Source organism: Streptomyces morookaense, assembly GCF_013030945.1.
Taxonomy (GTDB): Bacteria; Actinomycetota; Actinomycetes; order Streptomycetales; family Streptomycetaceae; genus Streptomyces; species Streptomyces morookaensis.
Genome location: NZ_JABBXF010000015.1, coordinates 41165 through 67228 on the forward strand (window position 1 = coordinate 41165; position 26064 = coordinate 67228).

Genomic DNA, 26064 nt, shown 5'->3' on the forward strand with positions numbered 1-26064 from the left:
CGTTGCAACGGCGCCACCACTTACCCCGACGGTACGACCGACCGCTCGCTCTCCAACGCCAGGTCCACCCTCTCCAGCGACCTGTTCTTCCGCGGCATCCGGAACGCGAAGACCGTGGAGAAGCTCCTCGGCCAGCCCGCTCCGGCCGGGCCCACCCGGCAGGCGAAGGAACTGATGCGGGGCTGGGCCGCCGGATACAACGCCTGGCTGCGACAGCACCGCCGTGAGGAGTGGCGCAAGCGCGTCCTCGACTTCTACCGGGTGGCACCCGATACGGCGCTGGACCTGTCGGAATCGCCCTGACGAACAGCCGCGGGGCCTACGGCGCGCGAGAGAAATTGCGCACCGGTGTACGCAACCGCACCACCGGCCGGGGCGCACAGGCCGCGAAACTGGCTGGTTTTCGTCTCCGGCGGCCGGGAATCGTCGGTGCGGTGGAGATGTCCGGGGCCGGAGGGAAGCCATGCCTGCTGCGAAAAGCGGGAAGCGCACCGCGACCCGTTCCCGTGCGCACGGCGCAGCCGACCGGGGCGGGGAATCGCACGCGGACGTCTTCGCCTGCTTCGCACAGGACTCGCCGGGCCGGCTCTCTCCCGACCGGTTACTGAAGGTGCTCAACGAGGCGGGCATCCTGCGCGACGACCCCAGGATCGCCGAGACCATCGCCCATCTGGACCGCGGCCGGCCCGCACCACCGGCGACCGGGCCGCTCCTGCTGACCGCGGAGGAGTTCACCGCCGCGACCCGGCACAACCGGGGCATCATCGAACGGGCCGCCTGCGGGGAACTCGCGGTGCCCGACTTCCCAGCGCTGGTGGCCGACCTCCAGCGCATCCACGAGGAGGTCCGCGCCGACCGGAGCGGCGCCGTCGCCTCGTACATCCCCCAGCTCGCCCGCGTGGACCCGGAGCAGTTCGCGATCTCGGTGTGCACGGTGGACGGGCAGCGCTTCTCCATCGGCGACGCGGACGTGAACTTCTGCCTGCAATCGGTGTCCAAGACCGTCGGCTACTGCCTCACCCTGGAGGAACACGGCCCCGACACCGTCCACCGGCATGTGGGCAGGGAACCCAGCGGCCAGGGCTTCAACGAGCTGACCTTCAACAAGGCAGGCCTGCCGCACAACCCGATGATAAATGCCGGTGCCATCATGAGCTGCGCGCTCATCCAGCGCGGCCTCGACGCCGCGGACCGCTTCGACTTCGTCGCCGAAACCTGGAAACGCCTCGCCGGCGGCCGGAGCGTCGGGTTCAACAACTCCGTCTACCTGTCCGAACGCAACACCGCCGACCGCAACTTCGCCCTCGGCTATTCCATGCGCGAACGCGGCGCCTTCCCGCCCGGCACCGATCTGCTGGCCACGCTGGAGTTCTACATACAGTGCTGCTCGATCGAGGTCGACACGCGGCAAATGGCCGTAGCGGCGGCGTCCCTGGCCAACGCCGGGGTGTGCCCGCTGACGGAGGACCCGGTGTTCTCCGCTCAAACAGTGCGCCACTGCCTTTCGCTGATGTCCTCGTGCGGGATGTACGACTTCTCCGGCGAGTTCGCCTTCACCATCGGCCTGCCGGCCAAGAGCGGCGTATCGGGCGCGCTGATGCTGGTCGTCCCCCAGCTGATGGGCATCGCCATCTGGTCCCCCCGGCTGGACGGTCACGGGAACTCGGTGCGCGGCATCGAGGTCTGCCGACGTCTCGTCGACTGCTACAACGTCCACACCTACGACCTGCTCACCGGCACCGGCGCCGAGACCGGCAAACGCGACCCCCGCCTCAAGCGCCACCAGAGTGCCACCGAAGGCATCGTGGGCCTGTGCTTCGCCGCCAGCAGGGGCGACGTCAACGAGATCCGCCGCCTGGCCGCCTGCAACATCCCCCTCGACGCCGCCGACTACGACGGACGCACCGCCCTCCACCTGGCTGCGGCCGAAGGGCACCGCAGCCTCGTGGAATATCTCCTCGCCAAGGGCGTCGACCCACGCCCCGTGGACCGCTGGGGCGGCACCCCCCTGGACGACGCCAACCGGTCCGGACACCGCGACCTGGCCCGCCTACTGGCCGAAGTCACCGGCACACCGCGGCGGCCGGCGCCTTGAGAACGCGGCGCGGCGGCGCGGCCCGCAGGGGCCCAGGAGTCATCCCCCGTGGTTGCGGGTGGCGGCGGCGACCGCGGCGAAGCCGTGGTCGAGCATGTCCGTCTCGTACGGCCTGACGGCGTCGGGCAGAGGCGCGCCCGGGACCAAGCGTGAGCGAAGTACGGCCGCAGCTGGAAAAGCTGCTGTTCTCGTCGGTCGAAGGCGTGTCCGCGGTGTCGGTCGAAGTGACTCAAACGGTTGTCCGGGCAGTGGCTACGGCCACGACAGACATACGCCGTTTCACCTGTGAGGCGAGCTCTTGTCCCCGGAAAACGTTTGTCGAGCAGGTGGTCGGCCAGGGCGTGGCACAGGCGGGTGGAGTGGAAGCAGCCAGTGGGCGTCGTCCCCGTAGCTCGTCGGGGAGCAGGTGAGTTCGACGGCGGTCGACCCTCATCGGTCCCTGGGCGGTGAGCCCGCCCGGCGTGATCTTCTCGTCGCACCTGATGCCGTTCCAGACCAGGTCGACGGATCCGCTCTGGTCCATGGAAGACCACCGCCCCGGCCGAGCTCGGCGCCAGCCTGTATCGCGGGATCAGGTGACTCCGACCCCACGTCGCCCCACTACAGCGGGTGAGCGCTCCGCGCCGGTAGGCGTGGTTCTTCGGGTGCGGGTGCGTTGTGGCTCGTCGCGCCCACGCGGCGGAGCCGCATGGTGTAACTGTCCCGCGCCCCTTCGGGGCGCCGAACCGCCCCCTCAGATCGCGTTTGCGCGGCCCCGCCAGTAAGGGTCGCGCAAACGCCGTTTGTAGAGCTTGCCGTTGGGGTCGCGGGGCAGTTCCGCGACGAAGTCGAGGGACTTGGGGCGCTTGTAGCCGGCCAGCCGGTCCGTGCAGTGCGCGAGGATCGCGGCGGCGAGCCGCTCGTCCGGGCGGTGGCCCTCGGCCGGTTCGACGACGGCCTTGACCTCCTCGCCCCACTCGTCGTGCGGGATGCCGAAGACCGCGGCATCGGCGACGGCGGGATGGGCGAGCAGGACGGACTCGATCTCGGCGGGATAGATGTTGACCCCGCCCGAGATGATCACGTCGGCCTTGCGGTCGCGGAGGAAGAGATAGCCGTCCTCGTCGAGGTGGCCGAGGTCGCCGACGGTGAAGAAGTCGCCGACACGGTTCTTCTCGGTCTTGTCCCGGTCCTTGTGGTAGGCGAAGCCTCCGGTGCTCATCTTCAGGTAGACCGTGCCGAGTTCGCCCGGCGGCAGCGGTGCGCCGTCGTCGCCGAGGATCGCGATCTCGCTGATGGGCCACGCCCTGCCGACCGTGCCGGGCTTCTTCAGCCAGTCCTCGGCGGTGGCGAACGCGCCGCCGCCCTCGCTCGCTGCGTAGTACTCCTCGACGCAGTCGCCCCACCAGCCGATCATCGCCCGCTTCACGTGCTCGGGGCAGGGGGCCGCGCCGTGGATGGCATGGCGCATGGACGAGATGTCGTACGCGTTCCGGATGTCGTGCGGCAGGGCCAGCAGCCGCTGGAACTGGGTGGGCACCATGTGGGTGTGCGTGCACCGGTGGGTCTCGATCAGGCGCAGCATCTCCTCGGGCGCCCACTTGTCCATCACGACCAGCCGGTGGCCGATGTGCAGGGACGCGGCGGCGAACTGCAGGACGGCCGTGTGGTAGAGCGGTGAACACACCAGGTGGACGTTGCCGTCGAAGGGCCGGATGCCGAAGATGCCGAGGAATCCGCCCAGATGGGTCTCCTCGGGCGGTCTGCCGGGCAGCGGGCGGCGGACGCCGCGCGGCCGGCCGGTGGTGCCGGAGGTGTAGTTCATGACCCAGCCGAGCGTGCGCCCCGCGGGCGGGGTGTCCGGCTGTCCGTCGAGGAGCGCGGTGTACGGGCGGAAGCCGGCGATGTCCCCGACTGCGTAGCGCGCGGCGGCGGGCAGCCGGGCCTCGTCCGCGGCGGCCGCCGCGGCGGCGGCCCAACGGCCGTGGGCGATCAGGGCCTTGGCGCCGGAGTCGGCGAGGATCCAGGCGATCTCGGGTGCGACGAGGTGGTGGTTGACGGGCACGAGGTAGAACCCGGCCTGGGTGGCGGCGAGATGGGCGGTGAGGAAGTCCGCGCCGTTGGGCAGCACGGTCGCGAAGGCGTCGCCCTCGCGGAGCCCGGCGGCACGCAGCCCGTGCACGAGCCGGTTGGCGGCGGCGTGCAGCCGTCCGGCGCTCCATCCTTTGCCGTCCGGTGCGATGAGGACGGTGCGGGCGGGGTCGGCGGCGGCCTGGGCCCAGAAGCCGTTGGGAGTTGCGGTCATGGCGCGTCGTCCTCCTCAGGCGTGTCCGGCGATGCGGTCGAGCCGGCGCACCGCGCGCTCGAAGCCGGCCGTCAGCTCGTCGACCACGGCCTGCACTCCGCGGACGGAGTCCATCCGGCCGACGATCTGCCCGACGGGCGTGCCCAGCAGGGGCACGGCCTCGTGCTGCTGGATGCGGGTGAGCGCCTCGGCGACCAGCAGCCCCTGCAGCGGCATCGGCAGCGTGCCGGGCCCCGCTGGGTCCTCCCAGGCGTCGGTCCATGCGGTGCGCAACTGGCGTGCGGGCTTGCCGGTCAGGCAGCGCGAGCGCACCGTGTCGCCCGAACCGGCCGCCAGGAGCTTGCCGGTGAGCGCACCGGATTGCAGCCCGGCCTCCTCGGTGGTGAGCCAGATGGAGCCGAGCCAGACGCCCTGCGCGCCGAGCGCGAGCCCGGCGGCGATCTGTTCACCGCTGCCGATGCCTCCGGCGGCGAGCACGGGCAGCGGGTCGACGGCGCGGACGACCTCGGGGGTGAGCACCATGGTGGCGATCTCCCCGGTGTGGCCGCCGGCTTCGTACCCCTGGGCGACGACGATGTCGACGCCCGCGTCCGCGTGGCGCAGCGCGTGCCGGGCGCTGCCGGCGAGCGCGGCGACGCGGATGCCGTGACCGTGGGCGCGGTCGATGACGTCGGGGGGCGGCGGGCCGAGGGCGTTGGCGAGGAGGGCGAGGGGGTAGTCGAAGGCGGTGTCGAGCTGGGCGCGGGCGACGTCCTCCAGCCAGCCGGTGATGCGCCACCCGGAGCGCCCGCCGGCGGGCAGCGGGGGGACCCCGTGGCGGGCGAGCGTCTCCTCGACGAACCGGCGGTGCGCGGCGGGGATCATGCCGTCGATGTCGGCTTCGGTCACGCCCCGCACCTGCCGGGCGGGCATGACGACGTCGAGCCCGTACGGCCGGCCGTCGGTGTGCTCCTGCATCCAGTCGAGATCCCGGGCAAGCTGTTCGGGTTCGCTGTACCGCACGGCACCGAGCACCCCGAGCCCACCGGCCCGGCTGATGGCGGCGGCCACGGCGGGAAACGGGGTGAACCCGAAGAGGGCGTGCTCGATGCCGAGTTGCTCGCTCAGGGCGGTCCGCATGGGGCGCAGGATGGCGCATGCGGGGTGCAAGGGGAAGACTGGTGCACGCCCCGTCGTCCGCGTCCCGTAAGGGGCGCGGGGAACTGCGCGAGCAACCACGACGCGCCCGCGGGCGAGGTGCTCGGGGCTTCGCCCCGGACCCCCGGGCGTGGTGCGTTCGGCTGCGGGCCGGTGGGGGCTGGTCGCGCAGTTCCTCCCCCAGCTACCGCTGGGAGGTGCCCCCAGCGCCCCTTACGGGGCGCCCCGCGTGGCCCGCGTCTGCCGAAGGGCGGCAACCTGCCGGTAGAGCTCAACCGCCTCGGCGGACCGCCCGAGTTGCTCGAGACAGTGCGCCTCGTCGTTCCGGCTGGCAAGCGCATCAGGGTGGTCGGCGCCCAGCACCCGCTGCCGCGCCTGCGCCACCTCCCGGTACACGGCGAGCGCATCCGTCCACCGGCCGAGCCACCCCAGCCCGACCGCCACCTCGCGCCGGCTGACGAGCGTGTCGGGGTGGTCGGCCCCCAGCACCCGGGTGCGGATGGCGCACACGTCCCGCGCCTCGGCCAGGGCTTCCTCCCAGCGGCCCAGGCGGCCGAGGTTGACGCCGAGGCCGTGCCGGGCCCGCAGGGTGTCGGGGTGTGCGGGCCCCTGGGCGCGGGTGCGGTCCTCGACGAGACCGCGGTAGAGCTCCAGCGCCTCCGCGCTGCGGCCGAGCCGGCCGAGGCAGATGCCGGCCTCGTAACGCGCCGCGAGGGTGTCCGGCTCCAGCGGCCCGAGCACCCGGGCCCGCGCCTCGGCCACCTCGCGGTAGGTGCGCAGGGCCTCGCTCCAGCGGTTCAACTGGCCGAGGGCGTAGCCCACTTCGTAGCGGGTGACGAGGGTGTCGGGGTGGTCCGGCCCGAGCACCCGGGCGCGGGCCTCGGCCACTTCGTGGGCCATGCGGTACGAGTCCTCCAGGCGCCCGAGCCGGCTGAGGTTGAAGGCGAGGTTGTGCCGGCAGCGCAGGGTGTCCGGGTCGTCGGGGCCCATGGTGCGCTCACGGGCGGCGAGCACGGCGGCGTAGACCTGGTGGGCCTCGAAGTGCCGGCCGAGCTGGCCGAGCACGTACGCGGTCTCCTGGCGGGCGGCCAGCGTGTCGGGGTGGTCGGCGCCGAGCGCCCGTTCGCGGCCGGCCGCGGTGCGGGCGAATTCGCGCATGGCCTCGTCCGTCCGTCCCAGCCGGCTGAGGGCGAAGGCGAGTTCGTACCGGCTGGCGAGGGTGTCGGGGTGGTCGGGGCCGAGGGCGCGTTCGCGCTCGGCGACGACGCCGCGGTGCACCTCGCCCGCCTCGGACCAGCGGCCGAGGCGGGCGAAGCGCAGTCCCTCGCTGTGCCGCCCGGCGAGTTCGGTGAGGCGTGCCGGGGGCGGCGGGTGCTCGGTGCCGGCGATGCCGCCCTGGGTGGTCCACGACCGGGTCCACGCACCGGTCAGCTGGTCGGCGGGGTCGGGGGGCGGCGGCTGGAGGGGGCCGGTGCCGGCGGCCTTGGAGCCGGTGGTCATGTGCCGTGCCCAGCCGGGCAGCCGGGGCGGCTCGTTCTGCCGGGTGCGGTCGCGCAGGGCGGTCCGGGGGCCGGGGAGCATCAGGTGTCCGGAGGTGCCGTCCCGGTACGGGCGTTCGGGGTGGCCGGCCAGGACGCGGCGCAGGAAGTCCGCGGCGTCCTCCGGCCGGCCCGCGGGGTCCTTGGCGAGCAGGTCGAGGACGACGCGCTCGAAGGGCTCGGGGAGTTCGGGCCGCAGTTCGCGCGGCGGCTGCGGCGGGGTGTCCCGGTGGCCGACGAGGACGGCCCAGGCGTCGTCCATGTCGAAGGGCGGGGCGCCGGTGGCGAGCTCGTACAGCACGCAGCCCAGCGAGTAGAGGTCGCTGCGGTGGTCCACGTTGCCGGCGCCGATCTGCTCGGGCGACATGTAGTGGGGGGTGCCCATGGCGATGCCCGTGCCGGTCAGGCGGGTGCTGAAGCCGATGTCGTGGGCGAGCCGGGCGATGCCGAAGTCGCAGATCTTCACGGTGCCGTCGGCGAGCCGCACGATGTTGGCGGGTTTGAGGTCGCGGTGGACGATGCCCTGCCGGTGGGTGTACGCGAGGGCGGCGCCGACCTGTTCGGCGATGTCGACGACGTCGGGCACGGGCAGGGGGTGGTGCTTGTTGTCCTCCAGCAGCTGGCTGAGGTTGCGCCCGTCGAGCAGCTCCATGACCAGGTACAGCACGCCGTCGGACTCGCCGAAGTCGTGCACGACGGTGATGCCGCGGTGCTGCAGGGAGGCGGCGACCCGGGCCTCGCGGCGGAACCGCTCGCGCAGCACCCGCAGATAGGACTGCTCGTGCCGGGGGCCCATCGGCTTCAGGCACTTGACGGCCACATGCCGCCCGAGCGACTCGTCGCGGGCACGCCAGACCTCGCCCATCCCGCCCCGGCCGATCAGTTCGAGCAGCTGGTACCGGCCCTGGATCAGCCTGGTCTCCGCCATCCCCTGCCGCCGCCCCCGTCGATTCGCCATCCCGCCCCCGGCCCCTTCACAGTATGGCGTCCGGTCTGCGCAGCTTGTAGGCCGACGGCGCGCGCGGCACTTCACGCGCCCCTGGAGCCTCCCATAGCGGTTTCACTGAACGATCAACTACAACTTTACTTACCCTTGGTATATTTGAGTAAGCATTTACACCAGTCTCTTCCGCAACAGGCGGCGATTTCAGGCCCATTGGTATCGACCTGCGCTTGCCGCCCCTCCCCCCACGCACGGAGCGAGAGGAACAGACATGGTGGACAACAGAACGCTGCGCCGCGGCACCCGCGCGCTGGCCCTGGGCGCGACGGCCCTCGGCATGGTGACGGCGATGGCCCTGCCCGCGGCGGCCGACAGCGGCCCGACCCGCAAGGAGCTCATAGCCGACTGCGCCTCGGGGCTGGGCAAGTGCAGCTTCAACGACCCGGTGCTCGGCAAGGCCTACCTGGGCGACTTCCGCCAGGTCTCCGACTCGCTCTACAACTGCAGCACTTCGCCCGCGACCCAGTCGATGACGTGGTCCGACACCGTGGGCTCGACCGACTCGGTGGGGGTGTCCATCACCGCGGGCGGCAAGATCGCGGACATCATCGACCTCAGCGTGACCGCGAACTACAGCCACACGTGGTCGAGTTCCCACTCGGAGTCCAGCTCGCTGAACATGACGGTGCAGCCGGGCGAGGTCGGCTGGATCTCCCGCGCCCAGGTGATGCAGACCGTCTCGGGCACCTGGCAGACGCACTACGACAACCCGAAGTGGGGCCACTACTACTGGTACGTCCCCGACACCGTGACAGGCCCGGCGCCCAACGGCACGGAGGGCGTGAGCAACGCCGTGGTCGTCAAGAGCCGCAAGATGACGGGCGCGGAAAAGACGTCGTGCGCGGCGAACGGCCGCAAGACGTTCAAGCGCAGCGCCCGTTGAGAGGCGCCCCGTAAGGGGCGCGGGGAACTGCGCGAGCAGCCACAACGGACCCGCACCCGAGGGCAGAGCTCAGCCCTCCGCTTCCTCCTCCGGCATATCGATGACCGGCACCGGCTCCAGCCCGATCTTCTCCGCGATCCGCGTCAACAGCACGTCCTGCGCAGCAAGATGGCTCTGCACATGCGCCACCTCGTGCAGCGTCGCACTCGCGTCGTGGAACGTCGCCTCCGACCGCTTGTCGGAGGCAGCGGCCTGGACATTCTGGCCCACCATGATCACGGACAGCAGCACCAGCTGGAGGAAGGTCTGCGCCACCCAGGAGACGATCGCCGCAGCTCCGCCGCGGATCGCTTCGGGCAGGCTGATCAGGTCGAACAGCGCGAACGCGTAGGCACACCACATGCTGCCCACGGCGCGCGTGACGAGGATGGCGACCTTCGTGTTGAAGCGGGTGACCGCATTGCCCGTGGCGTGCTGGTCGGCGACCCTGACCGGGCCGCGGGCGTGGCGCGAGGCGATGTGCGGGTGGGGAATGTGCTGGTAGATCGTCATGGTGCGGCTTCCTGTCGACAGTGCGACTGCAGCCCATGACTGCAGTGAGGACGCCGGGGATTGGTGCCCCGGCGTCCTCACTGTCATGCCCGTACTGCCATGTGTGCCCGGCGTCAGACCGCCGCGGGCACCGGCTCCGCGTCCGCTGCCTCGTCGGCGGGGCGCGGGACCCGGTGCAGGCCCTTGCGGTCGTAGAACCAGGTCATGCCGAAGCCGAACACCAGGGCGGCGGCCAGCGCGATGCCCAGCGAGGCCCAGGCGCGGGTCAGGCCGGCGTCGGCCTGGGCGCCGTAGTAGAGGATCGAGCGCAGGCCGCCGGTGATCTGCCGCAGCGGCTCGAACTCCGAGAGCACCCGGAAGAAGTCCGGCAGCGCCTGGAGCGGCACGGTCGAGCCCGAGGACGGGACGGCCATGGCGACGAAGACGATCGTCGAGAGCAGCATGCCGGGGACGCCGAAGGCCCGGAGCAGGGCCAGGGCGCCGATGCCGACGACGGCGACGGTGGTCACGGAGTAGACCCAGAGCAGGCCGAGGTGGGAGGCGTCCATGCCGAGGATGCCGACCGTGGCGAGCTCGACCAGGGAGCCCATGACCAGGGAGAGGACGGCCATGAGCACGGAGTCGACGGCGAGGGTGCGCACCCGGCTCGTGTGCCGCAGCGGCATGCGCTGACGGAAGGGGCCGAAGTCGGTGTGCAGGTAGCCGAGGAAGGTGTCGACCTGGGAGACGATCGCGTTGGCGCCGAGCATGCCGCAGACGACCAGGACGAGCGCGTAATAGAAGGCGCTCAGGCCCATGGCGCTGTGGGTGCCGAGCGGGTGGCCGTCGGCGACCTGCACGGTCACGGGGTCGGCGAGCATCAGCTGGGAGGCCGGGGTGAGCTTGGCGCCCTGGGCGTTCGCCTGCTTGAGGAGCTGCTGGCCGAGCTGGGCGGAGGCGGCGTGGGCGGCCTTCTGCGTCGCCGTGCTCGCCATGGACGAACCGAAGCTGCCGGCCGACTGGTTGGTGAGCACCGTGATCGTCGGGCGGACGGGCTTGGTCTGCTGCGGGCTGCTCAGCCCGGCGAGCGAGGCGGTGAAGTTCTCGGGCACGACGATCGCGCCGAAAAGCTTGCCCTGGCCGAGCTTCTTGTCGGCCTCCTCGCGGTCGAGGACCTGCCAGTCGAAGCTGTTGTTGCCCTCCGCGGACTTCGTGATCCCGGAGACGACCTGCTCGCCGGCGTTGAGGCGCTTGCCCTGCACCGTGGCGCCCTTGTCGCTGTTGACCAGCGCGACGGGCAGGTCACGCAGGTGACCCTTGGGGTTGACGTTGCCGCCCACGTAGAGCAGGGAGAAGAGGGCGGCGACCACCGCGAGGATGAGGCCCGAACCGATCCACAGCCGCGGACTGCGGAGTACGGAGGGGGGCTGAGGGGAAGGCATGGATGCTCCGACTCGATGACAGGAAGTAGCTGGATACTTAAAGTATCCAGTACTCGATAGTGGCAGTATCTACCTGGGGTGTCCAGTCGCGTCCGTGGCGACCGCGGACGCCCGGCCGCACCACCAGCGAGGAAGCTGCATGAAGATCTCGGAGCTCAGCCGCAGAACCGGCGTGCCGGTCGCCAGCATCAAGTACTTCCGTCGGGAGGGCCTGCTGCCCGCGGGCAGGGCGACGGCCGCCACGCTGGCCGAGTACGGCGAGGAGCACGTGCAGCGCCTGCGCCTGATCAAGGCGCTGACCACGCTCGGCGGACTGTCCATCGCCGCCGCCCGCGACGTGCTGACGGCGGTCGACCAGACCGAGAGCACCGACGAGACGCTCAAGGAGATCAGCTACGCGCTGCCGGTGCCCGTCGCACAGGCCCCGGCCGGGGACGCCGACGAGGAGGCGGAGGCCGCAGCGGCGGCGGCAGCGGATGTGGCGGACCTGATCGCGGCCATGGACTGGCAGGTCCCCGGCACCTCCCCGCACGTGCAGGGGCTGACGACGGCCCTGCGGGAGCTCAGGCGGCTCGACGCGGACTACCGCCCGGAGCGGCTCGTCCGCTACGCCGAACTGGCCTGCTCCGTCGCCCGCCTGGACCTCGAGCGCGCGGCCGCCTTCGAGAACTCCCCCACCCTGGCCGAGCAGGCGGTCGTCGTCGTCGCCCTCTCCGGCCCGCTGCTCGAACTCCTGCGGCGGCTCGCCCAGGAGGACCAGGTCCGCCGCCGCTCCGCGTGACGGGCTCGTGTGATGTGCATCAGCGCCGCACCCGCGGCATCCCCAGCCCGATCCACGAGATGATCTCCCGCTGGATCTCGTTGTTGCCGCCGCCGAAGGTGAAGATGACGGCGCTGCGGTAGGCGCGCTCCAGCTCGCCGTGCAGCACGGCCCCGGCCGAACCCTCCTTCAGCGGCCCGGCCGCGCCCAGGACCTCCATCAGCCAGGCACACGCATCCCGGCGCGCCTCGGAGCCGTACACCTTGACGGCCGAGGCGTCCTGCGGGGTGAGCGCGGAACGCTGCAGGGCGTCCACCATCCGCCAGTTGAGCAGCTTCATCGCCTCCAGCCGGACGTGCGTACGGGCCAGCCGGCTGCGGACCCAGCCGAGGTCGATCACCCTGCGGCCGTCGGCCAGGGCGGTGGCGGCTGCCCAGTCCCGTACATCGCGCAGGATCCTGATGACGGAACTGCCGTGGGCGGCGAGGGTGACGCGCTCGTGGTTGAGCTGGGTGGTGATCAGCCGCCAGCCCTCGTTCTCCTTGCCGACGAGGTGGTCGACGGGCACGCGGACGTTCTCGTAGTAGCTGGCCGTGGTGTCGTGCGAGGCCAGGGTGTGGATGAGGGTGCAGGAGTAGCCGGGGTCGGTGGTCGGCACCAGGAGCATGGAGATGCCCTTGTGGGGCGGGGCGTCCGGGTCGGTGCGCACGGCGAGCCAGACCCAGTCGGCGGTGTCGCCGTTGGTGGTCCAGATCTTCTGCCCGTCGACGACGTAGTGACCGCCGTCGCGCACCGCCCGCGTCTTCAGCGCGGCGAGGTCGGTGCCGGCTCCCGGCTCGCTGTAACCGATGGCGAAGTCGATCTCGCCGGAGAGGATCCGGGGCAGGAAGTACGCCTTCTGCGCGTCCGTGCCGAACTGCATCAGCGTGGGACCCACGGTGTTGAGGGCCATGAGCGGCAGGGGCACGCCCGCCTGCGCGGCCTCGTCGAAGAAGATGAACTGCTCCATGGGGGTCATCCCGCTGCCCCCGTACTCCTCGGGCCAGCCCACCCCGAGCCGCCCGTCCGCACCGAGCCGGCGGATGGTGCGCCGGTAGAAGCGCTTCTGCTCGGCGAGGTCGGCGTGCCGGGCCGCGGCGGCCCCGGGCGCCAAGTCCGCGAAATAGTCGCGCAGTTCGGCCCGCAGCGCCTGCTGTCCGGGGGTGTACTGGAGATCCACGGCCCCTCCAAGGTCCCGTTGCCGGCGCACACGGTAGAACGTGTTGCACAAAACGGGAAGGGCTGTGCCCCCCGGAGGGCGGCGGGGCGGGCGCGGCGGGTCAGCCGCTGCTTTCGGCCCGCAGACGGACCTGCTCCTCCAGCCGGGCCAGGCTCTCGTCCAGCCCCTGCTCGATCACCTCGCGCGGCGGGGCCGAGTCCTCGTCGAAGAACGACAGATGGATGGTCACCCGGCTCGTCCCGGCGGATTCCATGCCGGCCACCTGGAGCCACCCGGCATACCGCCCGTCGTCCCGGGTGCCCCACTCCATCCGCATCTGGTCCTTCTGCGACCGCAGCAGTCCGCGCTCGTCCGAGTCGGTGCGGTCCTCGTGCACGGTCACCGCGGGCGGTTCGCCGACCTGCACATGCAGGTCGCGGGGCATCCATGCCTCGAGCCGCGCGGTGTCGGCCGCCTCGTCGAAGACCAGCTCGGGCAGGGCCGGCATGGTGCGGGATCGCTCGTACTCGGTCATCGGCTGCTCGCTCCTCAGGTCCTGGCCGCACCGGCGGTCGGCCGGGCGCCCTCCGGCCCACCATCGGCCGCTGCCGGCGAAACCGCGACCGGGGAGGCCCCGACCGGTGAACCGAGGCCCTGCCCCCGATTCAGGCGACCGCCCAGGCCGCCTCGATCATCCGGAAGATCTCGTCGAGCGCCGCCTCCGGATCGGCCGCCTCGCGGGCCAGCGCATAGGCGTCGATCGCGAACCGCGCGATCGTCCGGCAGGCCGTTGCGGACTGCGACAGGCCGGGATCGGCGGCGATGGCCGTCGCCAGCGACTCCGCGTGGCGCAGCGCCATCGACTCCTCGTACTCCCGCAGGGCGGGTGATGCATCGATCATGCGCCGGACCGGGGCGGCACCGTCCCCCGCGCAATGGCGGACCAGGGCCTCGATCTCGCGGCGCAGCGCGGGGACGAGCGGCTCGTGCGGCGCCCGGCCGGTGACCGCCTGCACGAGACGCTGCTCGAAGCCCTGGTCCTGCTCGAACACGAGGGCCTCTTTCGAAGCGAAGTGGGAGAACACCGTGGTCACGGCCACGTCGGCCTCGGCGGCCACGTCCCGGATGCCCACCGCGTCGTACCCGCGTTCCAGGAAGAGCCGCAGGGCGGTGTCGGCGATCTTCTGGCGGGTCGCGGCCTTCTTGCGCTCGCGGCGCCCGGTCGGCGTGGTCGGCACGGTCATGCCCTGACGCTACCAGGTGTGAAGTCGAAACGGTTGTTAAACCCTAACCGTTAGGGCTATGTTCGGCGGCATGAAGAGAGTGAGCTTCGCCGAGTTCGGCGGTCCGGATGTCCTGCGCCTCACCGACGCCGAGGAGCCGCACGCGGGCCCCGGCCACATACGCATCGCTGTACGGGCGGCAGGCGTGAACCCCGTCGACTGGAGGATCCGTGAAGGCCAGAAACTGAAGGCCCACCCTGTCGAACTGCCCTCCGGAGTCGGGCAGGACGCCTCCGGGGTGGTGGACGAGGTCGGCGAGGGCGTCGAAGGGGTCGGGATCGGCGACCATGTGCTCGGGCGGGGGTCGAGCACGTACGCCGAGTTCGCCGTGCTGTCGGCCTGGGCCCGTATGCCCGAGGGCCTGACGTTCGAGGAGGCGGCCGGGTACCCCTCCGTGGTGGAGACTGCGCTGCGCATCATCCGCGAATCCGGTGTGCAGCCCGGGCAGACGCTGCTGGTCAGCGGGGCGTCCGGGGGAGTCGGCTCGGCGGTGCTGCAGATCGCCCGCGACCGCGGCATCACGGTGATCGGCACGGCCGGCGCCGCGAACCAGGACTACCTGCGCAGCCTGGGCGCCCTCGCCACGACGTACGGCGAGGGCTGGGCCGAGCGGGTGCGGGAGCTCGGCCACGTCGACGCGGCTCTCGATCTGGCCGGCTCGGGCGTGATCCGCGAGCTCGTCGAACTGACCGGGGACCCGCGGAAGGTGGTCTCCATCGCGGATCTCGGTGCACCGGAGGCCGGTGCCCGGTTCTCCGGCGTGACCGGGAACGTACCGGAAGCGCTCGCCGAGGCCGTCCGCCTCATCGCGCGGGGCAGGCTCCACATCCCGGTCGAGAAGTCGTACACGCTCGCCGAGGCCGCGGCGGCGCACACGGACAGCGCTGCGGGGCACACGCGCGGACGGCGGGTCCTGGTCGTGTGACGCCCTCCATCACTGAGCCCGTTCGCGGCGGCGCACCAGCGGATACCCGATCCCCAGCAGCGCGAACCACACGGCGATGACGTACAGGGCCACGCGCGTGCCGGAGTCCCAGCCGATGAGCACGGTGATGAAGGCGAAGGCCGCCAGGGCGAGCCAGTTGGTGTACGGAGCCCCCGGCATCCGGTACGAGGACGGGGCGGCCAGGCCCGCCCGTACCGCCTGCCGGTAGCGCAGGTGCGTCACGAGGATGACGCTCCAGACGGTGATGGCGCCGCCCGTGGACACGGCGGTGATGTAGGCGAAGGCGTGGTCCGGATCGACCGCGTTGACCCACACGCCGATCGCCATGACCACCGCCGAGAGGGACACGCCCAGGGCCGGCACCCCTCGCCGGCTCAGCCCGGCCAGGGCCCTGGGCCCGTCCCCGTTGAGCCCGACGGTCCGCAGCATGCGCGCCGTGGCGTACAGGCCGCCCGCGTTGCAGGAGGACAGGGCTGCCGTGAGGAGCACGAAGTTGACGATTCCGGCCGCGGCCGGAATCCCGATCTTCTGGAAGGCGGCGACGAACGGGCTCGTCCCCGGCTGGAATTCCTGCCAGCTCACGACGGACAGGATGACCAGCAGAGCACCGAGGTAGAAGAGACCGAACCGCACCGGGAGGCTGTTGATCGCGCGCGGGATGTTCTTCTCCGGGTCCTTGGTCTCGCCCGCGGTGACGCCGACGAGTTCGACGCCGAGGTAGGCGAACAGCACGATCTGCAACGTCATCAGGGAGTTGCGCACGCCGCGCGGGGCGATGCCGCCGTCGGCCCAGAGATGGGTGACGGAGGCGGTGTGCCCGGCGTCGCCTAAACCGATGAGAAGGACCCCGAGGCCGATCAGGATCATGCCGATGATGGCCGTGACCTTGATGAGGGCGAACCAGAACTCCAGCTCGCCGAAGATCTTCACGGAGATCAGGTTGGCGCAGGCGAGCACCACCAGCGAGATCAGCGCGGTCTTCCACTGATCGAAGCCGGGGTACCAGTACTTGACGTACTCCCCCGCCGCGGTGATCTCGGCCATCCCCGTGGTGACCCACATGATCCAGTACGTCCAGGCGGTGGCGTACCCCCAGAACGGCCCCAGGAATTCCCGCGCGTGATCGGCGAAGCTGCCGGACACCGGCCGGTGCGTGAGCAGTTCGCCGAGCGCCCGCATGACGAGGAAGAGCACGGCGCCGGCCACGGCGTACCAGACGATGAGGCTGGGCCCGGCCTTGGATATCGCGGTCCCCGCGCCGAGGAAGAGGCCGGTGCCGATGGTCCCGCCGATGGCGATCATCTGCATCTGCCGGGCGCCCAGTGCCCGTTGGTAACTGCCGGAACCGGCCACGCCGCCCGGCGCCCCGTCCGACGCCGCCTGCTTCCGGTCGGCGGGATCCCCCGTGGTGTGCGATCTCACGTGCTCAGCACCTCTCTCGTTCTCGTGCCGCGACTGGACATGACATCCGGTCAGGGAAAGGTGTACCCGGAATCGGGGGCGGGGTGCTGGTGGATTTACCGATCGGGGATCGGGGGGCGTCCGGGAGGACGATGTGCCGACCGTGGCCGGATCCGCTCCTCGGCCTCCTCCGTGGCCGGATCGCTCCCTGCCGTCCCCTCGATCCGCCCTGCCAGGGTGTGGCGTTCGATCACCGAGCCGAGAGGACGCCGATCGCCATGACCAAGCGTTCCACCCCCGCCGCCCACGGACCGGAGGCGGACCCGCCGCTCCCCCAGGAGGTGCCCCGGGAACTGCACGTCTGCATGGGCCTCAACTCGTGCGCGGGACTCGACGCCCCGGGCACGGCCCCCATGGCGGGCATGGGCACCTGCGCGACCGTCCACCACGTCTGTCACGGCGAGGGCTCCTGCCGGGGCCAGGGCGGCTGCGGTTACGCGGGCACGGACTACGAGCAGTTCCACCCGGGCGAGCAGGACTGCCGCTACAACGGCAGCTGCGCGAGCCCGATCAACGAGAGCCGCGTCTTCTCGGCGGGCCCGCTGAAGGGCAAGAGCGTCTGGAAGCAGGCCCGCCGACTCTTCGAGGCCCGGATGTACGCGGCGGGCAAGGCGTTCGGCCCGTCCCCGGGCGAGGGCATCAAGGACGACCGGATGCCGCACTACGACTACATGTCGCAGCCGCAGTGAGCGAGGCACGGGAGGTACGGGAGGCACGCCTGGGCATGCCGCACCTGGGCTTCGGGGTCGGCCTGCGGACGCCGCACCTTTCGTACATCCGCCGGCACCTGCCGCCCGTCGGCTTCTTCGAGATCATCTCGGAGAACTTCCTCGGCGCGCACGGCGGCAGGCGGCAGGCCCTCGCGGAGATCGCCGATCGCTATCCGGTCGTCCTGCACGGGGTGTCGATGTCCATCGGCAGCACGGATCCCCTGGACTTCGGCTATCTGCGCCGCCTGAAGCGGCTCGCCGAGGAGATACGGGCGCCGTGGGTCTCCGACCACGTGTGCTGGACGGGCGTGCTGGGCGTGAACACGCACGACCTGCTGCCCCTGCCGTTCACCGAGGAGACCCTGCGCCACGTCGTCGAGCGCGTGCGCATCGTCCAGGACGTGCTGGAGCGGCCGCTCGTCCTGGAGAACCCGAGCAGTTATGTGGAGTTCTGCGACTCGACGCTCCCCGAGTGGGAGTTCGTGGGCCGGCTCGCGGAGGAGGCCGACTGCGGGCTGCTCCTCGACGTGAACAACGTCCATGTCTCGGCCTTCAACCACGACTTCGACCCGGTGCGCTATCTGCGGGGGCTGCCGCACGACCGCGTGGTCCAGATGCACCTCGCGGGCCACACCCACTACGGCACGCACATCGTGGACACCCACGACGCGCCCGTGGCCGAGCCGGTGTGGGAGCTGTACCGGCTGGCGACCGAGCTGACCGGCAGCGTGTCCACGCTGCTGGAACGGGACGACAAGCTGCCGCCGTTCCCGGAGTTGCTGGCCGAACTCGACAGGGCACGGGAATCGGCGGCCGTCCTGACGGGTGGCCCGCATGCCTGACGCTTCGCCGCTGGCATCCGTACAGCGCTGGATGCAGTCGGTGATCCTGCACCCGACGGGCGAGGACCCTGGGCACACGATCACCGCGTCCAGCCGGCTGTCCGCGCGCGAACGGCTGCTCGTCCACCAACGCGGCTACCGGCTACGGCTGCTGGAGTGTATGCGCAGCCTCCACCCGGGGTCGGTGCACCTGCTGGGGCAGGAGATCTTCGACGGGTTCGCGCTGGAGTATCTGGACGCGCATCCCTCCCGCTCCCCTCTCCTGGCCGGTCTCGGTGCCGGCTTCGCCGGCCATCTGGCCCGTACACGGCCGGATGCCGAGCCGGGTTCCGAGCCGGGCGCGGACCGCGAGGCGTGGATCGACCTGCTGATCGATCTGATCCGCTGCGAGCGGGCGTTCACGGAGGTACTGGACGGCCCCGGCCCGGAGGACGGCACGGCACCGGCATCACCGCTTCGGCTGCTACGGGTGTGCGCGCCGGTCCACACGTACCTGGCGGCGGTGCACCGGGGCGAGGACCCCGAGCCGCCCGAGCCGCGGCAGACCGGATTGGCCCTTACTCGGCGGAATTACATGGTAATCACGCGGGAGTTGACCCCGGCAGCGTACGAGCGCCTGCACACCTCTTCGTCCCCACGAGCACAGGAGGATCCCCGATGAGCACGAAGGCGCCGGTCCAGGAGATCACCACCCTGCCGGACCTGATCGCGCACCTGAAGGCCGCGGCACAGGTGGAACTGTCCACGGTTCCGCTGTACTTGTACGCGACCTACACGATCAAGACGCGCGGCTATTCGCAGTGGGCGGCCGGTGCGTCGGCGCAGCGCACGCTGATCGGTATCTCGATCGAGGAGATGCTGCATCTCTCGCTGGTCCGCAATCTGCTGATCGCTGTCGGCGACACCGATTTCCGGCTGTACGACGAGAACGTCATCCCCACATACCCGGGCCCGATGCTGAAGCGCGAGCCCGAACTGAACCTCCGGCTGCGGAAACTCTCCACCGACCAGGTCCGCAACACATTCATGCAGATCGAGCAGCCGGCCACTCCGCCGGGGGCGGCACTGGGCGCGATCGAGCCGTATCACTCCCTCGGCGAGTTCTACGCGCGCATCGAGCGGGGCATCCAGACCCTCCGCCCCGTGATCGACTGGGCCAAGGCCAAGAAGGACCTGTGGAAGTTCCAGTATCACCGGGCCTATTGGAACCAGAACGGCGGTTCCGACCATCCGCTGCTCATCGTCGACGAGGCGTCGGCGCTCCAGGCGATGCAGGTCATCGTCGACCAGGGCGAGGGCGCGCCGGAGGACAGGGGCCTGCTGCCCGACCCGATCGTGCGCACGGACGACCTACCGCCGCAGGAGATCGGCAAATGGCAGGCGTCCCACTACATGAAGTTCTCCGACATCGCGAAGGGCCTCGACGGCATCGGTGTCGTCGTCGACGACAACGGCAAGCAGAAGTACACGATCGACGACGAGGAAGTCATCTGGCCGGTGCTCGACGACCCGGACCTGAGGACCGTGACGGCGGACCAGCCGGTCAAGGACCTCATGGAATTCTCCAACGCGGTCTACTGCTACGTGCTGGCGCTGCTCGACGCCATTTACCGCACCCCCATGGAGGCGCTCGCCCCCAAGGACCGGGACGCGTTCACGGACAGCGTCCGGTACGGCTACGAGCGGGGCTTCGTCGCGTCGATGCAGGGGCTGCTGTACCCGGTCTGCGACTTGTTGGTACGGACACCGCTCGTCGCGGGGCAGCCCTCCGTACACGCCGGACCGCCTTTCCAGTACTACGCGTTCGAGACGAAGAACCCGAAGGGGGAACTCGCGGCGCTGTGCGAGAAGCTGCTCGGGAGCTTCCCCGCGCTGGGCGGTGACGACGGGGTCCAGCGGCAGATCGCACTGCTGCCGGACATCGAGTTGCCGTAACGCCCCGGGGAAGAATCTCCTCCATGAGGAGAACCGGATTCGTGCGTTCGGTGATGGCCGTTGCGGCCGTGACCGCGATGCTGTCGACGACGCCCATGGGAACGGCCGACGCGGCGGCCCCGTCCCCGGATGTGGCGGAAGTCCGCACCGCACTGGAACACACGATCGCGGCGGGCGCACCGGGCGCGTTCGCCGTGATCCGGGACCACGGCAACCCCGATATCGAACGCACGGTGACCATCGGCAAGGCCGACCTCGACGGCACGCCGATGAACGCGAAGTGGCGCTTCCGCGTGGGCAGCAATTCCAAGGTGTTCACGGCGGTCCTCGTGATGCGCCTGGCCGAACAGGGCCGCATCGACCTGGACAAGCCGCTGCGCGAATACCTCCCGTCGGGGACATTGCCGGAGAACTGGGAGGTGACCGGCCGACAGGTGATGCAACACCGGGCGGGCATCTACGACCACACGGACGACCTGCTGGAGCATCCGGGCGAGGAGACGACGGTCGGATTCGAGAAGCGCATCCGCAATACGGTCTACCGGCCCGCCGAGCTCGTGGCGATGTCGGTGAAACACGGCCTGCAGTACCGGCCGGGGACGCAATACGCGTACTCCAACACGGATTTCGTACTGATGGGCATGGCGGTCGAGCACCTCACGGGGCGCTCGTACGGGGACGTCCTGCGAGAGCAGATCATCAAGCCGTTGGGCTTGAACGGGACATCGTTCGTGGTGCCGAAGAAGACGATCGCCGGCCGGCACATCACGGGCTACCTGACGAACGACGACCGCTCGAAACCACTGCTGGACGCCACTGAGCAGAACGGCTCGTGGGTGTGGAGCGCGGGCGCGGTCATCTCCTCGGCTGCGGACATGGACCGCTTCCTCACGACTCTGCTGGCGGGGAGTTCCGGGGGCCTGGTCTCGGACGAGTCACTGCGACAGATGACGAGCGCACTGCCGACGGGGGCGGCGAGGGTCGCATATGGCCTGGGCCTGCGCGAAATCACTCTGTCGTGCGGGAAGATCCATGGGCACGCCGGCATCGTCCAGGGATTCCAGACACAGTCGTTCGCAATGCGGGGCGGAAGGCGGACGGTGGTGGCGTTCGCGAATGCGTCCAACAATGATGCGGTGACGCAGGGGTTGAAGGATGCCCTTGAGCCGGCGTTCTGCGGGGCGGGGGCGGGGGTGGCGTCGCGGGTCCAGGGTGGCCGAAATCCTCTTGCTGCCCGGCGTGTTGCGCTGAAATGAGTCATCAGCCCCCCGCCAAATTCGGGTTCCCCGGCATCGGCGGTGTGAAGGCCACCTTCCCGCCCTCCCACCGTGCCCGGAATTCCCGGGTGCCGCCCGAGGCGCAGCACATCGGGTCCGTCGGTTTGAAGACGGGGTACGAGAGCGCGACGGTCGTCCCGTCCTGGGACAGGATCGTGGATTCGCCGGTGCCGCGTGCGTCATAGCCCACGTAGTTGTTGCCGTGGAAGAACATCACGATGACGCAATGGCCGTCCGTCGTGCCCGTGCAGTGGCTGTGAATGGCCCGGAACGGGCCCTTGAGGGTCTTCAGTTCCGCCAGCTCGGTGTCGGCCGTGAAACCCATCCGTTTGATCTGCGCCAGTGCGGCATCCACATTGAACGGGGCGTCCGGCGACGACCCCTTCGGCGACTGCCCCGCCGCCGACGGGCTCCACAGCCCGACCGACCGGGTCGGATTCGGTGCCGCGTCCTTCGACGACGCGCAGGACACCGTCAGTATCAGGCACGCGCCGATCGCCGCCAGCCGAGCCGCTATCCGTGGGACGTGCATGCCGTCACCCCCAGCAGATAGCGCTCCAGAATTCCGTAGTGCACCGTTCCCATGTCACTCCGTGAAATGTTGCGCGTGACCCGCGAACACAGGCCCGCTGCCCAGGCGTCGGGGGTCGCCTGGGCGAGGAGGAATCTCACGTCCAGTTCCGTTCCGGTGGTCAGGAGCATGTGCTCGCCGTCGGGGGACGGGACGACCGCCCGCACCTGGGCAGTCGGCGGAATGCGGGTGCGGGTGACCAGCCCCGCCGGGCCCCACACCTCAAAGGCGTCGGAACGCATGCTCACGACCTGTTCGGAATGGGCCAGGAAGGCCGTGTAGCGGGACGGGGCAGCGGGGATCGCGATCAGTCGGCGGCCGGTCGCCGCGTCGTGGATCTCCGTCTCCCCGTTCCGGCCGACCAGCATCACGCGTTTGCCGTCCGCGCTGTATTGCACGGCCCGGTGCCAGTCGAGGAGTTGGGAGGTGAAGCCGGGGACGAGGACGGTGGTGCGGTGCCGCGCCTGCGCGTCCCATATCTCGATTCCGCGGCGGTCAGGGGTCGTTACGGCAACCTCTCCGGAATCCGGGTTCACCGCCATCGCGGTCGCGGCGGCGCCGAAAAGCAGGGGCCGGCCGATCCTGCGTCCGGTCGTCGCGTCCCATTGGGAGACGGCGCCGCCCGCCAGGATCGTCAAGCGGTTCTGCGGGCCGAAGCCGAGTCCCGCAATAGACGCCGACTCGGGCGGGGTCCCCTCGGGGATGTCGATGGTCAGCCGGCGGAGTACGCGGAGGTCGGGCAGGCTGTAGAGCGTCACCGTCGGCTCCGTCATATCGGCCACGGCGAGGGTCTTCTCCGCCCGGTCGAAGACCGCATGAACCGGGTCCCCGCCCATCCCCGCGCCGGCCGCGGAAAGCCTGCGTCCCGTCGCCGGATCCCAGACCGTGACCGGTCCGCCCACCCCTACGGTCACCGTATAGCGGCCGGAGGGCGAAAACTGCACCCTCTCCGCATCACCCTCTTTGTCGGCCGGCTGCGAACCGACGATCCAGCTGACGGTTCCCAGCGAACCGGGCTCCGGAACGGTCACGGCCAAAGCCTCCGTGCCGCGGGCCACGGTGAAGGTGCGGCTTCCGTTCGCGAGGTAATACCTGGTGTACTGACCGCCCGAAGCCGACTCCTCGGCGAATTGCCTGAGCGGCTCCCCGCTGTGCGCGTCGTACACGGTGATCGTGTTCTTTCGGCGCCCCAGCACCAATTGGTCGGAGACTCCGGCCACTTCGTCCCCCGTGGCGCATGGAACAGTCTGCGCGACTCGTGTGTCGGTACCGTCTCCGACGGGGTCCGTGAGGTGCCAGCGACTGTCGATGCACCGGGCCACGACGGGGCGCGCCCCTTGGACGAACCACACCGCCGGGGAATCCACGCCGCCCACCGGCTCGTCCACTGCCAGCGACCGGCCGCTGCGGGCGTCCCACGCCAGGTGACCGCCCACGTGGTCCGACACCACGTGCTCCCCGCTCGCGTCGAAGGCCAGTCGCCACGCCGACCCCTCGGTCCTGCTGGGCGGTTGCAGCCTGACGGCCGGAGCCGTGGGCCGGTCGAGATCCCACAGCTGTGCCGCATCCTCCTCGGGGGGATGCGCGACGAGGCGGTGCCCCGTGCGGTCGAAGGCCAGCTGGTCCACCTTCTGGTCGGCGCTGGCCGTACTTGCCGCGGCCTGAAGCGTCTGCACGACCTTGCGGCCGGCCACGTCCCAGATCCGGATCCGGTTCCCGTCCCCGCCGAACGCCAGCCGCGTGCCGTCGGGGCTCACGGCCACGGCGGATACGTTGTCCATCCGGGCCACTTGCACGACCTGCCCCGCCTGCCCCGCCTGTGCCGGCCTGCGCCACACCGTCAGCCGGCCGGCGTCGGTCCGGACGGCTATCAGCCGGCCCGCATCGTCCAACGCGGTTTCCGCGACCTTCCCGTTCGCAGGCAGCACGGCGTCGTAGCGGGCATCGGCCAGATAGCGGTCGAAGAGGTTGTCCCGGGCGGCCTGCTGGGTCGACGCCGTCCGCCAGGCCGCGACGGACAGCAACGCCGCAGGCTCGAGCCGCGAGTTCGCCTGGCGCTGCGCCTCCTGCACCAGCCCGCCCGCGAGTTCGGCGGCCTTGTTGTCCCGTACGGAGGAAAGGCTGGCACCGGCGAGGCCCGCCATGGCCGTGACCACGGCCGTCGCCGCGAGTGCAGCACGGAACCGGCGCTTCCGGCGCCATTCCGTGCTCGCGCGGATGTAGTCGCGCTCGCCCCCGGCGATGTCCTCCGGCCGGTCGCGAAGCCACTTCTGCGCCGCCTTCAGCTCCGAGCCGCGCATCAGCAGCGCCCGGTCGCGGCCGTCCGGCTCCCAGCGGACGATCCGCGCGCGGAGATGTTCCTGCCAGGTGCGGAAGTCCCGGTCCAGGTCGACCCAGGAGCGCAGGGTGGGCCAGTGCTCCAGCAGGGCCTCGTGCGCGAGGGAGACGGTCTCCACTCCGTCGGAGGCGTGGTCGAGGTGGACGAGGCGCTGCACGGCGAGGAGTTGGGCGGCTTCCCAGCAGGCGGGCGGCAGTTCGCTCCGGCGTGCGGTGCGTCCGGTGTCGGCCGGAGCCTCGGCGTCCGCGTCCCCCGGCCGCACGAGCTGGACGAACAGCCGCCGCACCTCGTCCGTCAGATCGCCCAGTCGTTCCTTGACGGCCCGTTCCGCGTGCGTCGCGAGGGCGCCCGCGACCCGGCCGATCTCCTCATAGGCCGCGTGCGTGAGCACGCCCTGGAGCTGGCGCTCCCACAGCAGGGTCAGCGCGAACTCGAGCAGGGGCAGGGCGCCGGGGCTTCTTCCGGCATCGGACAACAGCCGTTCCGCCAGCCGCTCCTCGAACCGCACGGCGCCGTGGAAGGAGTCGACCGGTGACAGCACCACCTCGCGGAGCTGCTCGCCGGACAGCTTGTTGACGAAGAACGCAGACGTCTCGCATGCGCGCTCGAGTGCCGGGAAGCGGCGCATGGAGGTGAGGAAGTCCAGGCGCAGCGTGAAGACCAGGCGGACGAGCGGGCCGCCGTCCGCGGTCCGCCATCCGGTCATGTGCAGGACCTGCTCGACCAGCGCGTCCGCGGCACCGGGCGCGCAGCGGAAAAGGACCTCGAACTGGTCGATGAAGAGAAGCAGTTGCGAGGTGCCGGAGCGGCTCAGCGCCTCCTTGACCGCCGGTGCGGCCGCCCCCGCATCACGCAACCGGTCCGCCAGGCCCGTCAGTTGTTCCAGCCGCCCCCGAGGCTCAGCCGTGTCCTCGCCGAGCAGCGGCAGCAGGGCCGAGGCGAGCATGTGCTCGGGCCGCACGGCCGGTTCGGGGACGAGCGTCGCCACGCTGTAGTCCCCGCGCCGTCGCAGCGCGGGTACGAGCCCTGCCTGGACGAGCGACGACTTGCCGACGCCGGATGCCCCGACGACGGGGACGACGACGGACGTCGTCACCGCCTCGGTCAGCTCCACGGTCTGGACGGAGCGGCCGAAGTAGTGGACGGCGTCCTGTTCCCGGAACGGCAGCAGGCCGCGGAAGGGGGACGGGAGCGACGCGTAGCGGCGCAGCTCGGGGTGGGCCTCGATGAGCACGTCGGCCGTGATCGCATAGGCCGCCCGGCCCAGGAACCGGCGGTCGGTGGCGACGACCATGCCGACGACGCCCTTGAGGTGGTCGTCCCACAGCGGCGTGCCGCTGAACCCCTGCAGGATCTCGCAGGCACCGGTGCTCTCGATCTGCACCCAGCCCCGGCCGCGGTCGTCGACGATCCGGCCCGACGACCAGACGCCGTCGTCGTCGCCGGCCGGGAACCCGAAGGCCGTGAACGGGTGGTCGCGGACGGTCTGCACGTCCAGCAGCCGTACGGGTTCGGCCCCGGCCGGAGGGTCGTCGGCGAGCGAGAGGACCGCGATGTCACCGGTGCCGTCGGGGGCGACGGGGATGTGCCGGGCGAGTGTCGCGGCCTGCCGCCGGGCCGTCGGCCCGGCGAGCGGGAAGTCCAGCTCGACGGCCAGGCCGGGAGGCAAAGGCACCGACTCGCGTTCGCCCGCGATGGCCGAGACGACGTGCCCGCAGGTCAGCACGGTGCGCGGGGCGGCCAGGAGGCCGGCACCCTGCGGGGCGCCGTCCGACCAGAGCCGCGCGACGCCGGGGTTCGGCACGGGGCCGGGCATGGTGTGGATGTCCC

The 26064-nt window shown here is 71.0% G+C and carries 20 protein-coding genes and 1 pseudogene; 10 read left to right on the forward strand and 11 right to left on the reverse strand.

Annotated elements, in window-relative coordinates:
• Positions 1 to 75 precede the first annotated feature (75 nt).
• Together HG542_RS36255 and glsA are read left to right on the forward strand one after the other, a co-directional pair.
• A pseudogene (locus HG542_RS36255) lies at positions 76 to 303 on the forward strand (penicillin acylase family protein); the annotation flags it as partial.
• 160 nt (positions 304 to 463) lie between these two features.
• Positions 464 to 2095 carry a glutaminase A gene (glsA, locus tag HG542_RS08680; protein WP_171079524.1) on the forward strand — a complete coding sequence of 544 codons (1632 nt, stop codon included), beginning with the start codon at positions 464 to 466 and terminating at the stop codon, positions 2093 to 2095.
• A 733-nt stretch (positions 2096 to 2828) separates the two neighbouring features.
• On the opposite strand, the gene HG542_RS08685 is transcribed toward glsA, so the two are convergent.
• The 3 genes from HG542_RS08685 to HG542_RS08695 all read right to left on the reverse strand — a co-directional run bounded on the left by HG542_RS08685 (position 2829) and on the right by HG542_RS08695 (position 7982).
• The gene (locus HG542_RS08685; RefSeq protein ID WP_171079525.1) at positions 2829 to 4379 is read right to left on the reverse strand and encodes an acyl-CoA synthetase; all 1551 of its coding nucleotides are present in this window, start codon (positions 4377 to 4379) and stop codon (positions 2829 to 2831) included.
• A 15-nt stretch (positions 4380 to 4394) separates the two neighbouring features.
• Positions 4395 to 5498, reverse strand: coding sequence for an NAD(P)H-dependent flavin oxidoreductase (locus HG542_RS08690; protein ID WP_171079526.1), 1104 nt, complete (start codon positions 5496 to 5498; stop codon positions 4395 to 4397).
• A gap of 231 nt (positions 5499 to 5729) precedes the next feature.
• Positions 5730 to 7982 (reverse strand): serine/threonine-protein kinase, encoded by a 2253-nt coding sequence (locus HG542_RS08695; protein WP_171079527.1) that lies wholly within the window; start codon positions 7980 to 7982, stop codon positions 5730 to 5732.
• Positions 7983 to 8268: 286 nt separating this feature from the next.
• Here HG542_RS08695 and HG542_RS08700 point away from each other — a divergent pair, with 286 nt between their 5' ends.
• The gene (locus HG542_RS08700; protein ID WP_171079528.1) at positions 8269 to 8940 is read left to right on the forward strand and encodes a hypothetical protein; all 672 of its coding nucleotides are present in this window, start codon (positions 8269 to 8271) and stop codon (positions 8938 to 8940) included.
• A 69-nt stretch (positions 8941 to 9009) separates the two neighbouring features.
• Here the strand turns inward: HG542_RS08700 and HG542_RS08705 are convergent, their stop codons facing one another.
• Both HG542_RS08705 and HG542_RS08710 read right to left on the reverse strand, forming a co-directional pair.
• Complete coding sequence (locus HG542_RS08705; RefSeq protein WP_176606349.1) at positions 9010 to 9492, reverse strand: DUF1003 domain-containing protein; 483 nt, start codon at positions 9490 to 9492, stop codon at positions 9010 to 9012.
• Between the two features lie 113 nt (positions 9493 to 9605).
• On the reverse strand, positions 9606 to 10913 hold the full coding sequence (locus HG542_RS08710) for a YhgE/Pip domain-containing protein (protein ID WP_171079529.1): 1308 nt from the start codon (positions 10911 to 10913) through the stop codon (positions 9606 to 9608).
• Positions 10914 to 11052: 139 nt separating this feature from the next.
• On the opposite strand from HG542_RS08710, the gene HG542_RS08715 reads away from it, so the two are divergent.
• A complete protein-coding gene (locus HG542_RS08715) occupies positions 11053 to 11694 on the forward strand; it encodes a MerR family transcriptional regulator (protein ID WP_171079530.1) in 642 nt (213 codons plus the stop codon).
• A 19-nt stretch (positions 11695 to 11713) separates the two neighbouring features.
• On the opposite strand, the gene HG542_RS08720 is transcribed toward HG542_RS08715, so the two are convergent.
• From HG542_RS08720 to HG542_RS08730, 3 genes are all read right to left on the reverse strand, one after another.
• Positions 11714 to 12892, reverse strand: a complete 1179-nt coding sequence (locus HG542_RS08720) for an acyl-CoA dehydrogenase family protein (RefSeq protein WP_171079531.1) — start codon at positions 12890 to 12892, stop codon at positions 11714 to 11716.
• A 100-nt stretch (positions 12893 to 12992) separates the two neighbouring features.
• Complete coding sequence (locus HG542_RS08725) at positions 12993 to 13406, reverse strand: SRPBCC family protein (protein ID WP_171079532.1); 414 nt, start codon at positions 13404 to 13406, stop codon at positions 12993 to 12995.
• Between the two features lie 130 nt (positions 13407 to 13536).
• Positions 13537 to 14115, reverse strand: a complete 579-nt coding sequence (locus tag HG542_RS08730) for a TetR/AcrR family transcriptional regulator (protein WP_171079533.1) — start codon at positions 14113 to 14115, stop codon at positions 13537 to 13539.
• A 70-nt stretch (positions 14116 to 14185) separates the two neighbouring features.
• Between HG542_RS08730 and HG542_RS08735 the strand changes: the two genes are divergently transcribed.
• A complete protein-coding gene (locus tag HG542_RS08735; protein ID WP_171079534.1) occupies positions 14186 to 15079 on the forward strand; it encodes an NADP-dependent oxidoreductase in 894 nt (297 codons plus the stop codon).
• A gap of 9 nt (positions 15080 to 15088) precedes the next feature.
• Here the strand turns inward: HG542_RS08735 and HG542_RS08740 are convergent, their stop codons facing one another.
• Positions 15089 to 16522: an amino acid permease gene (locus tag HG542_RS08740; protein WP_373313052.1), complete on the reverse strand. Its 1434-nt coding sequence runs from the start codon at positions 16520 to 16522 to the stop codon at positions 15089 to 15091.
• Between the two features lie 257 nt (positions 16523 to 16779).
• Here HG542_RS08740 and HG542_RS08745 point away from each other — a divergent pair, with 257 nt between their 5' ends.
• From HG542_RS08745 to HG542_RS08765, 5 genes are read left to right on the forward strand one after another with little or no spacing between them, the layout of a single operon-like run.
• A complete protein-coding gene (locus HG542_RS08745) occupies positions 16780 to 17250 on the forward strand; it encodes a hypothetical protein (protein ID WP_171079535.1) in 471 nt (156 codons plus the stop codon).
• Positions 17247 to 18113 (forward strand): MNIO family bufferin maturase, encoded by an 867-nt coding sequence (bufB, locus tag HG542_RS08750; RefSeq protein WP_218039014.1) that lies wholly within the window; start codon positions 17247 to 17249, stop codon positions 18111 to 18113. Before HG542_RS08745 ends, bufB begins: the two co-directional genes overlap by 4 nt.
• Entirely contained in the window at positions 18106 to 18774 is a 669-nt protein-coding gene (locus HG542_RS08755) for an HvfC/BufC N-terminal domain-containing protein (RefSeq protein WP_171079536.1), read from the forward strand. The genes bufB and HG542_RS08755 overlap by 8 nt, the downstream gene beginning before the upstream one ends.
• Positions 18771 to 20048 carry a ferritin-like domain-containing protein gene (locus tag HG542_RS08760; protein ID WP_171079537.1) on the forward strand — a complete coding sequence of 426 codons (1278 nt, stop codon included), beginning with the start codon at positions 18771 to 18773 and terminating at the stop codon, positions 20046 to 20048. The genes HG542_RS08755 and HG542_RS08760 overlap by 4 nt, the downstream gene beginning before the upstream one ends.
• Positions 20049 to 20089: 41 nt before the next feature.
• Positions 20090 to 21304 carry a serine hydrolase domain-containing protein gene (locus tag HG542_RS08765; RefSeq protein WP_171079538.1) on the forward strand — a complete coding sequence of 405 codons (1215 nt, stop codon included), beginning with the start codon at positions 20090 to 20092 and terminating at the stop codon, positions 21302 to 21304.
• 4 nt (positions 21305 to 21308) lie between these two features.
• Here the strand turns inward: HG542_RS08765 and HG542_RS08770 are convergent, their stop codons facing one another.
• Entirely contained in the window at positions 21309 to 21857 is a 549-nt protein-coding gene (locus HG542_RS08770; RefSeq protein WP_171079539.1) for an LppP/LprE family lipoprotein, read from the reverse strand.
• Positions 21839 to 26050, reverse strand: a complete 4212-nt coding sequence (locus tag HG542_RS08775) for an nSTAND1 domain-containing NTPase (RefSeq protein ID WP_171079540.1) — start codon at positions 26048 to 26050, stop codon at positions 21839 to 21841. Before HG542_RS08775 ends, HG542_RS08770 begins: the two co-directional genes overlap by 19 nt.
• Between the last annotated feature and the right edge of the window lie 14 nt (positions 26051 to 26064).